We start from the raw sequence: 11,716 nt of genomic DNA, 5'->3' as shown, positions 1-11,716 counted from the left end.
CCTAGATCGTCGGGAGCCAGACACGCATCGTGGCGGGGCCCCGGTTGCCCCACCGGTGGTACGGCACCAGCCGCAGCCGGACGTCCGCGCCACCCCCGTGCGCGCCCGCCGGACCGTACGGCCAGCCGCCGTTGCCGCCGGAGCCGATCGAGGCCGCCACCTCCAGCTCCACCACGCCGTCCGCCCCGTCGCCCGCCGGGTGCTCCACCGGCGGGTCGACCCGCGCGGTCAGGTCGCCGAGCGGCGGCTCGTCGGCCACCGACTCCGCGCAGTAGACCAGCGGCCCGCGCTCGACCGCGGCGCTGCCGCGCAGCGCGTCGATGCGCCGGTCGGGGAACGTCCACCGGGGCCGCATCGGCAGCTCCAGCCGGATCTCGTCGCCGGCCCGCCAGGGGCCCTCGACGTAGGCGTAACCGGGGTTCACCGGCCGGACGACGGGTCCGTCGGGCAGCGGCGCGTCCTGGGACGAGACCGGCACGTGCGCCAGCGTCGCGTCCGTGGCCCAGGCCGGGACGCGCAGGCCGATGCGGCCCTGCCCGTCCTCCAGCACGCGTACGCTCACCGAGCCGGTCCACGGGTAGCCGGTCTCCACCCGCACCGCCAGGCCGTCGTGGCGGATCTCCGACGGGGTGAGGTGGTGGATCACGATCCCGTCCCTGGCGGCGCCGGCCACGTAGGCGGGCAGCGAGGCCAGCGTGCGGGCGATGTTGTTCGGGCAGCAGGACACGTCGAACCAGGGCGAGCGCAGCCCGCCCTCGGCGGCGTGGTTGACGCCTTCGAGCGGCACCGCGGGCACGCGTACCTGCAGCGGGTTGGCGTAGAAGAACGAGCGCCCGTCCAGCGCGACGCCCGTGGCCAGCATGTTGTACAGCGTGCGCTCGGCGAGGTCGGCGTAGCGGACGTCGCCGGTGGCCAGCAGCAGCCGGTGCGCCAGCATGATGGAGGCGATGCTCGCGCAGGTCTCGTTGTAGGCCCGGTCCGGCGGCAGCTCCCAGTCCTCGCCGTACGACTCGTCGGCATGCCTCGAGCCCATGCCGCCGGTCAGGTGGGTACGCCGCGCGACGGTCCGCTCCCACTGGAACTCGACCGCCTTCAGCAGCTCCTGGTCCCCGGTCTCGACCGCCACGTCGACCACCCCGGAGGCCAGGTAGAGCGCGCGCACCACGTGCCCGCGGAACACCTGCGCCTGCCTGACCGGCTGGTCGTCCTGGTAGTAGGCGCGGCCGAAGGGGATGTCGGCGAGCGCGGGCAGGCCGCGCCGCTCGACGAAGCGGCGGGCCATCTCCAGGTAGCGCTCGGCGCCGGTGACGCGGTAGAGCTCCACGAGCGCCATCTCGATCACCGGGTGCCCGCAGGTCTCGGTGCCCTCCATGAACCGGCGGCACACGTGGTCGGCGGCCCGGACGGCGACCCGGGTCAGCTGGTCCTCGCCGTGCATGCGCAGCCGGGCGACCCCGGCCTGGATGAGGTGGCCGTAGCAGTAGAGCTCGTGGCCCCACTCGAAGTCGGTGTAGCGGCTGCCGGACCAGCGGGTGTTGAGGTAGCCGTCGCCCTCCTGGGCCTGGGCCACGGTCTGGGCCAGCGCGGGCAGGCCCGGGTGGTCGGCCCAGGCCATGGCCTCCAGCAGCTTGTAGATCTCCGAGTCGCTGAACTCCCGCCCCCTGCGGGGCCGCTCGCCCCGGAAGTTGCCGATCCAGCCTTCGCGCTCCTCCCATTCCTGGCAGTGGGCGATCGTGACCTCACGGTTGAGCGCCGCCCGGTCTCCCCAGAAGCCGGGCAGCAGGCGTACGGAGTCGAGGCCGAGGGGGGACAGGACGCCCGATGAGGGCAGGACAGGGTTAGCCACGCAGAGCTCCTGACATGAATCCGCGCACGTAGTGGCGCTGCAACACGATGAAGAGGATGAGACAGGGGATGGCCATGACCATGACGCCGGCCTGGAGCATGCCGTAGTCGATCGCGCCGAACGTGTGCTGCGTCATGCTCACCACGGCCACCGGCAGCGTGAACGACGAGCCGTCGTTGAGCAGGATGAGCGGCGCGAAGAAGTCGTTCCACGAGGCCAGGAAGGCGAACAGGCCCACCGTGATCAGCGCCGGCCGCACGGCGTGCAGCAGGATCCTGGAGAAGGCCCGGAACGTGCCGCACCCGTCCACCAGCGCCGCCTCCTCCAGCTCGCGCGGCACCGCCTCGAACGCGTTGCGCATCATGAACAGCGCGAACGGCAGCTGGAACATCACGAACACCAGCGAGAGCCCGACCAGGGAGTTCTGCAGGCCGAGGTAGCCGAGCAGGACGTAGAGCGGGATCAGGATCGTCGCGTACGGCACCATGAGGATCGCCAGCGTGGCCAGGAACAGCAGGTTCTTGCCCGGGAAGTCGAAGCGGGCGAAGCCGTAGCCGCCGAGCGCCGAGACGACCAGCGTGCCGCCCACGGTCATGACCGACACCAGCACGCTGTTGGTCGCGTACGTCCCCACCCCCTCGCCGAACTGGGCCATCTCCAGGTAGTTGGACGGTTCCTCCAGCGAGGCGTAGCCGCTCCACACCAGCGGGAACAGGAACAGCACCGCCAGCGCGGACAGCGTGAGATACCGGCTCATCGCAGCCTCCGCATCATGAGCGTGTTGAGCCCGACGAGGGCCACGAGCAGCACGACCGAGAGCGCCGCCGCACCGCCGAGGTCGAAGCGGAAGAACGCGTCCCGGTAGACGACCATGACCATCGAGACCGTGCTGTTGTCCGGGCCGCCGTTGGTGAAGACGAAGAACTGGTCGAAGGCCAGCAGCGAGCCCGTGACGCTGAGGATCAGCATCAGCGCCAGCGTCGGGCGCAGCAGCGGCAGGGTGATCTTGGTGAAGATCTGCCAGCGGTTGGCGCCGTCGCTCCTGGCGGCCTCGTACACCTCGGTCGGGATGGCCTGCAGGCCGGTCAGCAGGATGAGCATGTTGAACCCGGCGAAGCGCCAGATGACCAGCGTGATCGTGGAGAACAGCGCCATGTTCGGCGTGCCGATCCACTTGACCGGCTCGCTGGTGACGCCCAGTGCCCGCAGCATCGGGTCGATCGGGCCGAAGTCGTTGTTCAGCATCCCGTAGAACAGCAGGCCCGCCGCCGCGAACCCGACCGCGCCGGGCAGGAAGAACGCGGTCCTGAAGAACGCCACGCCCGGCCGGCGCTCCTGCACCAGCAGCGCCAGTCCGAGCGCCACCCCCGACAGCAGGACGGTGGTGATCGCGGTGTACTTCAGCGTGAACAGCACCGCGTCGATGAAGAGCGGGTTGTCGGCGATCTTGAGGTAGTTGGCGGGGGCGTTGAACGTGGCCTGGCCGAGCAGGGGCCAGCGGTTGAGCGACATCCAGACGACCAGCACCAGGGGCGCGATGAACAGCACGCCCACGATGACCGCCGTCGGCGCCGCGTACAGCCAGCCCTGGACCTTCCTGCTCCCCCACCGGGCGGACGGCGCTGAGTGAGCCGCCCGCCTGGATCGGGTGATCGTCAAACTCATTGCTGCAGCGACTTCGTGATTTCGGCGTTGAGCTGGGTGACCTTCGCGGCGTCCCCGAACACGGCCTCGCGCGCCAGGCGCAGCCACGGGCCCTGCGGGTCGTTGAAGGTCTGGCCGAAGCGCAGCGCGAACGGCGTCTGGCCCTTGGCGACCAGCGAGTTGATCAGCACCACGCGCGGGTCCTCGGCCGAGTACTTGTTGCTGGACAGGTCGGTACGCGCGAGCACGTCCTTGTTCTTGGCCATGACCTCGACCTGGGCCTCGTCGGAGACCGTCCAGGGCAGGAACTCCCAGGCCGCGTCCGCGTTCTTGGAGGTGGACGAGATGCCCACGGAGTCGCCGCCCACGAACGTCGACTCGCCGCCGTCGGGACCGGCGATCGGGGTGACGCCGATCTTCATCTCCTTGGGCATCAGGCCGAGCGTGGTGGAGGGCATCGGCATGACGCCGATCTCGCCCTTGGGGAAGAAGCCGGTCCAGGTCGGGCCCTGCTCCTCCTTGGCCGTCGGGCCGGTGGCCTTCTTCTCGTACAGCTCGCGCCAGATCTTGAACACGTCGGTCATCGCCTGCTGGTCGTTGAGCGAGGTGGTGCCCTCGGGGTTCATGACCTGCGCGCCGGCGGCCCAGACGGACGGCCAGAAGGTGAAGACGTAGCAGCCGCCGCAGTTGCCGCCGAAGAAGGTGCCGTGCACCTTGCCGTCCTTGCCCAGCTTGTCCTGGATGGTGGTGGCGTGCTGGGCGAACTCCTTGAGGGTCTTCGGCCCCTGTTCGGGGTCCAGGCCGGCCTTCTCGTACAGGTCCTTGTTCCAGAACCAGACCGACAGGTCGAGCGTGTGCGGGAGCGTGTACTGCCGGCCGTCGAGCGTGCCGAGCTTCATGTGCGAGGGGGCGAGCTTGTCCTTGTACGGCAGGGCCGCGACCCGGTCGGTGACGTCCATGAACAGGCCCTGCGAGGTGTAGTTCGGGACGAAGATGACGTCCGCCGCGAACACGTCGGGGAGCTGCTTGGCACCGGCCGCGGCGGCGATGCGGGGCTGATAGTTGTCGGTCGGGATGACCGTGAGCTTGACCTGGTTCTTGTGCGTGCTGTTGTAGGCCTTGACCAGACGCTCGCTCTGCGTCTGGGTGGCCGCGCGGGTCCACATGGTGATCGTCACGGGACCGTCCGCCGGTTGCGTGCCGCCGCCCCCGCCGCCGCCGCTGCCGCAGGCCGCCGCTGTGAGCGTTAACACACCGAGGAGGGAGATCCCGGCCAGCCTTCGTCTCATGATGTGCTCCTGGACTTAAAGGTTTTCGGAAACGTAGAAGAAACATGAGCCCATGTCAATGGGTGCTAAGGTGCTAAGCAGTTCACAATTCACCGAAAAGGGTTTCGAAGTATGGCGGGTAAGCGGGCGACCATCAACGATGTGGCCTCGCTGGCGGGGGTATCGATCGCCACGGCCTCCAAGGCGCTCAACGGGCGCCAGGACGTGCGGGCGGCTACGCGCGAGCGCGTGCTCGCCGCCGCGGCGGAGCTCTCCTTCCAGCCGAACGCCCTGGCCAGGGGGCTGCTCTCGGGGCAGACGCGGACGGTGGGGCTGCTGACCTCCGACAGCGTCGGCCGGTTCGGCATCCCGGTGCTGCTCGGCGCGGAGGACGCGTTCGGGGCCGGGGAGATGGCGGTGCTGCTGTGCGACGCGCGGGGCGACGCGATCAGGGAGCAGCACCACCTGCGCGCGCTGCTGTCGCGCCGGGTGGACGGGCTGATCGTGGTGGGCGAGAGCACCAACCCGCGGCCCTCGGTGAGCAAGGACCTGCCGGTCCCCGTCGTGTACGCGTACGGCCCCTCCGAGGACCCCGACGACGTGTCCTTCGTCCCCGACGACGTGGGGGCGGCGGCGATGGCCGTCAACCACCTGCTGGCCCTGGGCCGGCGGCGGATCGCGCACATCACGGGCCCGGCCCACTACAAGGCGGCCCGCGACCGCGAGGAGGGCGTCCGCCGGGCTCTCAACGAGGCGGGGGTCGAGCAGGCCGGGCAGACGCTGTCCGGCGTGTGGTCGCAGCGGTGGGGCCGGCACGCGGCCGAGATGTTGCTGATGGCCGAGCCGGAGATCGACGCGGTGTTCTGCGGCAGCGACCAGATCGCGGCGGGCTTCGTGGAGGCGGCGCGGGAGCGCGGGCGGCGGGTGCCCGACGACATCGCGGTGGTGGGTTACGACAACTGGGAGGTGCTCTCGACCGAGACCCGGCCGGCGCTGACCACGGTGGACATGAACCTGGAACTGCTGGGCAGGACGGCGGCGCAGCACCTGTTCGCGGCCATCGACGGCAAGGCCACCCCCGGGGTGCACACCCTGCCGTGCCAGCTCGTGATCCGCGACTCGACCTCCCCTCCCGGCGTCTCCTGACACCCTGAGGCGGCGTCTGTGCGGGGCATGTCCGTCACGGACGTCATATCCCGGTAATCCGGATTAGCACTGCGGAAACCCTTGACACGCCAGTGGCGCGCGGCGAACAATTCCAGGCATCGCCACGCGCTAATGCGCATTAGCTGAGGACTTCCGCATGCCTCCCCCCGACCCCGCACGCCGCCTGACGCAGCGCGACATCGCCCGCCTGGCAGGCGTCAGCCAGACCACCGTCTCCCTGGTGCTCAACAACCGCGCCGACGCCGATTCCCGCATCCCGGCCGAGACCAGGGACCGCGTCATGCGGGTGATCAGGGAGACCGGCTACGTGGCCGACCCCGCCGCCCGCCGGCTGGCCGCCGGGCGCAACCGGATCCTGGGCGTCTTCACCTACGAGCCCGTCTTCCCCAGCGCGACCGGTGACTTCTTCCACCCGTTCCTCGTCGGCATCGAGGAGTGCGCCGAGCACTGCGGCTGCGACCTGCTGCTGTTCACCAGCGCTCCGACCGTGGCCGGCCGCAAGCGGGTCTACCACCAGGACCACCGGCTCAGGCTGGCCGACGGCTGCGTGCTGCTGGGGCGCGAGCTGGACCGCGAGGATCTGACCAGGCTGGTGGCCGAGCGCTACCCGTTCGTGTCGGTCGGCCGCCGCGACGACGCGGGCGGCACGGTGCCGTACGTCGGCGCCGACTACCAGTCCGCCGTCCGCGAACTGGTCGCGCGCACCCGGGCCATGGGCCACGAGCGCCTCGCGTACCTGGGCCACGGCTCGAGCCCCGAGTCGTACGCCGACCGCTTCCGCGGCTTCGCCGAGTCGGTGCCCGAGCCGCTGCGGCTGCCCCCCGGCGAGCCCGCCGACATGGTCGAGCGGGTACTGGCCGCGGGCGTGACGGCGGTGCTGGCCGAGGAGTACGCCGACGGCGTCGCCCTGACCGACCTGCTGGGCAAGCGCGGCGTCTCCGTCCCCGGCGACCTGTCGGTCCTCACGCTGGGCGACCCGACACGGCCCGCCCCCACGGACATCGACTTCACCGGCTTCCGCATCCCCCGGCGGGAGATGGGACGCCAGGCCGTGGAGGACCTGACCGAACTGATCGAGGGCGGCGAGCCCGTACAGCGGCTGCTGCCCTGCGAGTACGCCGAGGGCGCCACGCTGGCGCCCGCACGCAAATGAAGGGATCGGACTTGCGCGAGTCGAGCACAGACGTGCTGATCGTGGGTGGTGGGCTCGGCGGGGTGGCCGCGGCGCTCGCTGCCCTGCGGGCGGGCCGGAGGGTGGTGCTGACCGAGGAGTACGACTGGCTCGGCGGCCAGCTCACCAGCCAGGCCGTCCCGCCCGACGAGCACACCTGGGTGGAGCGGTTCGGTGTGACCGCGAGCTACCGGGCGCTGCGCGACGGCATCCGGGCCTACTACCGCCGCCACTACCCGCTGACCGAGGGCGCCCGCGCCTGGCGGGAGCTGAACCCGGGGGCGGGCCACGTGAGCCCCCTGTGCCACGAGCCCCGGGTGGCGGTCGCGGTGCTCGACTCCATGCTGGCCCCCTACCGGGGCGGCGGGCTGCTGACCGTGCTGCAGCCGTACCGGCCGGTGGAGGCGGAGGTGGACGGCGACCGCGTGACGGCGGTGCGGCTGGCACACCGCGACGACCCGGGTGAGACGATCTGGATCAGCGCGCCGTACGTCCTGGACGCCACCGAGACGGGCGAGCTGCTGCCGCTCACCGGCACCGAGTACGTGACCGGCTTCGAGTCCCAGTCCGACACCGGCGAGCCCAGCGCCCCGGCGACCGCGCAGCCGCTGAACATGCAGGCCGTCTCCGTGTGCTTCGCGATCGACCACGTGGACGGCGACCACACGATCGACCGGCCGGAGCGCTACGACTTCTGGCGGGCGTACCAGCCGGAGTTCTGGGGCGGGCCGATGCTGGGCTGGCGCACCCCGAACCCGCGCACGCTGGAGATCTCCGAGCGCTCCTTCACCCCCAACCCCGGCGACGACCCGCTGGCGGTCCGCGCCGACCAGCGGCGCAACCCCGGCGACGGCAACCTGTGGACCTTCCGCAGGATCGCCGCGCGGGACCTGTTCGTCCCGGGGGCCTACGCCAGCGACATCACGCTGGTGAACTGGCCGATGATCGACTACCTGGAGGGTCCGGTCATCGACGTGCCGGACGCCGCCGACCACCTGCGGGCGGCCCGCGAGCTGTCCAGGTCGGTGCTCTACTGGCTGCAGACCGAGGCGCCGCGCCCCGACGGGGGCACCGGCTGGCCGGGGCTGCGGCTGCGCGGCGACGTGACGGGCTCGGCCGACGGCCTGGCCCAGGCGCCCTACATCCGGGAGTCGCGCCGCATCCTGGGCGAGTACACGATCGTCGAGCAGGACCTGTCCATGGCCGTGCGCGGTGACAAGGGCGCCGCGCGCTACACCGACTCGGTCGGCATCGGCATGTACCGGATCGACCTGCACCCCTCGACGGGCGGCGACAACTACCTCGACGTGCCGAGCAGCCCGTTCGAGATCCCGCTCGGCGCGCTGCTGCCCCGCCGCGTGGCCAACCTGCTCCCCGCGGGCAAGAACCTGGCCACCACCCACATCACCAACGGCTGTTACCGCCTGCATCCGGTCGAATGGAACATCGGGGAGGCCGCCGGCGCGCTGGCCGCGTTCTGCCTCGACCGGTCCGCCGCCCCGCACGCCGTGCGGAACGACCCCACCCTGCTCGCCGCCTTCCAGGAGCGCCTGGAGGAGCAGGGCGTCGAACTCCACTGGCCGGACGTGTCCGGTTACTGATCCCCCCTTTAGGAGCCCCGATGCGCATCACCATGGCCGCCACCGGCCTCGCGGGACTGCTCGTACTGACCGCCTGCGGCTCGGGCTCGGAGCCCGCCGCCACCGGACCCGCCTCGCTGCGGATGACGATCTGGACCGGCAACGCCGAGCACCTCAACCTGCTGAACTCGATCGCCGACGAATATCGCAAGACGCACAAGGACGTGGCGGCGATCAAGTTCGACACGTTGCCGATCGAGAACTACACCACGACGCTCACCACGCAGATCGCCGGCGGCAACGCCCCCGACCTGGCCTGGATCCTGGAGAACTCCGCGCCCGACTTCGTCGGCTCCGGCGCCCTCGCGCCGCTGGAGAGCCTGGTCAAGCCGGAGGAGCTGGCGCCCTCGACGACGAAGCTCTGGCAGCGCGACGGCAAGTTGTACGCCTACCCGTTCTCCACCTCGCCCTTCGGCGTGTTCGTGAACCGGGACCTGCTGAAGGAGGCCGGGCAGAAGGCGCCGAAGGCCGGCTGGACGTGGGAGCAGGCCGTCGAGGCGGCCGCCGCCGTGAACGCGAAGACGGGCAAGGCCGGGCTGGTGGTGCGCGACTTCGACTACAAGGGCTGGGACAACCTGGCCACCATATGGGGCGGCTGGGGCGCGGAGGCGTGGAGCGAGGACGGCAGGACCTGCGGCTTCGCCAAGCCCGAGATGGTCGAGGCGATGACGTTCCTGCACAAGGCCATCTTCGAGGACAAGGCGCTGCCCGCCCCCGGCACCACGGCCGACTTCTTCGCCGGTGAGGCCGCGATGACGGTCACCCAGATCTCCCGGGCCTCCCTGCTCAAGGACGCGACCTTCGAGTGGGACCTGATCCCGCTGCCCGCCGGCCCGAAGGGCGCCTACAGCGTCATCGGCCAGGCCGGCATCGGCGTGATCAAGAAGAGCCCGAACGCCGCCAAGGCCGCCGACTTCCTGTCCTTCCTGTCCAACCCGGAGAACTCCGCCAAGCTCGGCCAGTACTTCCCGCCGCCCCGTACCCAGCTCCTCACCGCCGATGGCCTGGCCAAGAGCAACCCGCTGCTGAAGCCCGAGCAGCTGCAGCAGGTCGTCATCGACGGCATCGCGAACGGCCGGGTCAAGCCCAGCCACGCCGGGCAGGCCGAGCTGGCCCAGACCGTGCGGGCCGGCCTCGACCAGCTCTGGCAGCCGGGCGCCGACGTGGCGAAGACGCTGACCGGGGTGTGCACCGCGATCCAGCCGATGCTGGCCAAGTGATGGCGCTCGAACTGCGCGGCACCGCCGCCGGCCCGGCTCGCGCGAGCCGGGCCGGCTGGTGGACGGCCGGCCGCCGGGACCACCTGATCGGGTACGCGTTCGTGGCCCCGCAACTGGTCGGCAGCCTGCTGTTCGTGTTCCTGCCGCTGGGCCTGGTCGTCTACTACAGCCTGCACGAGTGGAACGTGCTCGCCGACACCTTCGAGTTCGTCGGCGGCGACAACTACCGTCAGCTCCTCGCCGACCCGAACGTCCCCAAGGTCCTGACCGCGACCGCCGTGTTCTCGGTCGGCCTCGTGGTGTTCAACCTGTCGCTGGCCATGCTGCTCGCGGTGCTGCTCAACCAGCGGCTGCGCGGCACGGTGGTGTTCCGGACGCTGTTCTTCTCCCCCGTGGTGGTCTCGCTGGTGGCGTGGACGATCGTGTGGGGCTTCCTGCTGCAGTCGAACGGCGGCGTCAACGCCCTGCTCCAGAGCGTGGGAGTCGAGGGCCCCAACTGGCTGCGTACCGGGACCGGCGCGATGGTGTCGGTGATCTGCGTCCAGGTGTTCAAGAACGTCGGGCTCAACATGGTGCTGTTCCTCGCCGCGCTGCAGGGCGTGCCCAAGGAGCTGTACGAGGCGGCCAGGATCGACGGGGCGGGGGCCTGGACCAGGTTCGCCCGGATCACGCTGCCGATGATCAGCCCGACCGTGCTGCTCACCTCGATCATCACGGTGGCCGGGTCGCTGCAGGTGTTCGCCCAGATCGCGGTGCTCACCCAGGGCGGGCCCGGCACCTCCACCACCGTGCTGGTCTACTACCTCTACCAGCAGGCCTTCCAGTTCCACCACTTCGGCTACGGCGCCACGCTGTCGGTGCTGCTCTTCGTGATCGTGCTCGCCCTCACCGTGCTGCAGTGGCGGATGCGCAGGAGGTGGGTGTTCCTTGAGACGTAAGACGCTCCTGTACGGCGTGCTCTGCGTGTTGTGCGTGCCGTTCGTCTTCCCGACCTGGTGGATGGTCACCTCCTCGCTGAAGCCGGTGAGCGAGATCTTCGCCTTCCCGCCGTCGCTGCTGCCCGGCAACCCCCGGCTGGACGCCTACCGGCAGGTGTTCGAGCTGCAGCCGTTCGCGCAGCAGTACTGGAACAGCCTCTACGTCGCCGCCGTCGTCACCCTCGGCACGCTCGCGGTGTCGGCGCTCGCGGGGTGGGCGTTCGCGCGCATCCGCTTCCGCGGCTCGAACGCGCTGTTCCTGGTGATCCTCGTCGGCCTGCTGATCCCCAGCGAGGTCACGATCGTCCCGCTCTTCCGGATCTTCCACTCCCTCGGGCTGACCGACACGCACTGGCCGCTGGTCCTCATCCCGGTGCTGGGCGCGCCGAGCGTGCTGGCCACGTTCATCATGCGGCAGTTCTTCCTCGCGCTGCCCAAGGAGCTGGACGAGGCCGCGGCGGTGGACGGGCTGGGGCGGTTCGCCACGTTCTGGCGGATCGGGCTGCCACTGGCCAGGCCCGCCGTGGGCGCGGTGGCCATCTTCACATTCCTGCACAGCTGGAACCTCTACCTGGAGCCGATCGTGTTCCTCACCACGCCCGAGCGGTTCACGCTGCCGCAGGCGCTCACCCAGTTCGTGGACGCCTACGGCGGGCCCATGTGGAACGTGCAGCTGGCCGCCGCCTCGCTGACCGCGCTGCCGGTGCTCGTGGTGTTCGTGGTGGCGCAGAAGCAGTTCGTGGAGGGCTTGGCGCATACGGGACTCAAGGGATGATTTCCTAT

Annotated in this window: 10 protein-coding genes; 6 read left to right on the top strand and 4 right to left on the bottom strand. The window is 70.5% G+C overall.

The window, feature by feature from the left end; all coding sequences use genetic code 11:
• Window position 1: 1 nt before the first annotated feature.
• Genes ACTWPW_RS10935 through ACTWPW_RS10920 form a run of 4 tightly spaced genes read right to left on the bottom strand, consistent with a single transcriptional unit; the run spans window position 2 to window position 4,779 of the window.
• Window positions 2-1,846, bottom strand: a complete 1,845-nt coding sequence (locus ACTWPW_RS10935) for a glycoside hydrolase family 127 protein (RefSeq protein ID WP_443168599.1) — start codon at window positions 1,844-1,846, stop codon at window positions 2-4.
• On the bottom strand, window positions 1,839-2,603 hold the full coding sequence (locus tag ACTWPW_RS10930; RefSeq protein ID WP_364116854.1) for a carbohydrate ABC transporter permease: 765 nt from the start codon (window positions 2,601-2,603) through the stop codon (window positions 1,839-1,841). The genes ACTWPW_RS10935 and ACTWPW_RS10930 overlap by 8 nt, the downstream gene beginning before the upstream one ends.
• Window positions 2,600-3,511 carry a carbohydrate ABC transporter permease gene (locus tag ACTWPW_RS10925; protein ID WP_375116841.1) on the bottom strand — a complete coding sequence of 304 codons (912 nt, stop codon included), beginning with the start codon at window positions 3,509-3,511 and terminating at the stop codon, window positions 2,600-2,602. The genes ACTWPW_RS10930 and ACTWPW_RS10925 overlap by 4 nt, the downstream gene beginning before the upstream one ends.
• Window positions 3,508-4,779 carry an ABC transporter substrate-binding protein gene (locus tag ACTWPW_RS10920; RefSeq protein WP_443168598.1) on the bottom strand — a complete coding sequence of 424 codons (1,272 nt, stop codon included), beginning with the start codon at window positions 4,777-4,779 and terminating at the stop codon, window positions 3,508-3,510. Before ACTWPW_RS10920 ends, ACTWPW_RS10925 begins: the two co-directional genes overlap by 4 nt.
• Before the next feature lie 111 nt (window positions 4,780-4,890).
• Here ACTWPW_RS10920 and ACTWPW_RS10915 point away from each other — a divergent pair, with 111 nt between their 5' ends.
• The 6 genes from ACTWPW_RS10915 to ACTWPW_RS10890 all read left to right on the top strand — a co-directional run bounded on the left by ACTWPW_RS10915 (window position 4,891) and on the right by ACTWPW_RS10890 (window position 11,708).
• Window positions 4,891-5,904, top strand: a complete 1,014-nt coding sequence (locus tag ACTWPW_RS10915) for a LacI family DNA-binding transcriptional regulator (RefSeq protein ID WP_375116843.1) — start codon at window positions 4,891-4,893, stop codon at window positions 5,902-5,904.
• Between the two features lie 157 nt (window positions 5,905-6,061).
• Window positions 6,062-7,078 carry a LacI family DNA-binding transcriptional regulator gene (locus ACTWPW_RS10910; RefSeq protein ID WP_375116844.1) on the top strand — a complete coding sequence of 339 codons (1,017 nt, stop codon included), beginning with the start codon at window positions 6,062-6,064 and terminating at the stop codon, window positions 7,076-7,078.
• Between the two features lie 11 nt (window positions 7,079-7,089).
• Complete coding sequence (locus tag ACTWPW_RS10905; protein WP_443168597.1) at window positions 7,090-8,697, top strand: FAD-dependent oxidoreductase; 1,608 nt, start codon at window positions 7,090-7,092, stop codon at window positions 8,695-8,697.
• A 20-nt stretch (window positions 8,698-8,717) separates the two neighbouring features.
• The gene (locus tag ACTWPW_RS10900) at window positions 8,718-9,956 is read left to right on the top strand and encodes an ABC transporter substrate-binding protein (RefSeq protein ID WP_443168596.1); all 1,239 of its coding nucleotides are present in this window, start codon (window positions 8,718-8,720) and stop codon (window positions 9,954-9,956) included.
• The gene (locus ACTWPW_RS10895; RefSeq protein ID WP_443168678.1) at window positions 9,956-10,894 is read left to right on the top strand and encodes a carbohydrate ABC transporter permease; all 939 of its coding nucleotides are present in this window, start codon (window positions 9,956-9,958) and stop codon (window positions 10,892-10,894) included. Before ACTWPW_RS10900 ends, ACTWPW_RS10895 begins: the two co-directional genes overlap by 1 nt.
• Window positions 10,884-11,708, top strand: a complete 825-nt coding sequence (locus tag ACTWPW_RS10890) for a carbohydrate ABC transporter permease (protein ID WP_375116848.1) — start codon at window positions 10,884-10,886, stop codon at window positions 11,706-11,708. The genes ACTWPW_RS10895 and ACTWPW_RS10890 overlap by 11 nt, the downstream gene beginning before the upstream one ends.
• Window positions 11,709-11,716 lie beyond the last annotated feature (8 nt).

This window comes from Nonomuraea sp. KM90, assembly GCF_052246675.1.
Lineage (GTDB): Bacteria > Actinomycetota > Actinomycetes > Streptosporangiales > Streptosporangiaceae > Nonomuraea.
This window is presented reverse-complemented; position numbering and strand designations above follow the sequence as displayed.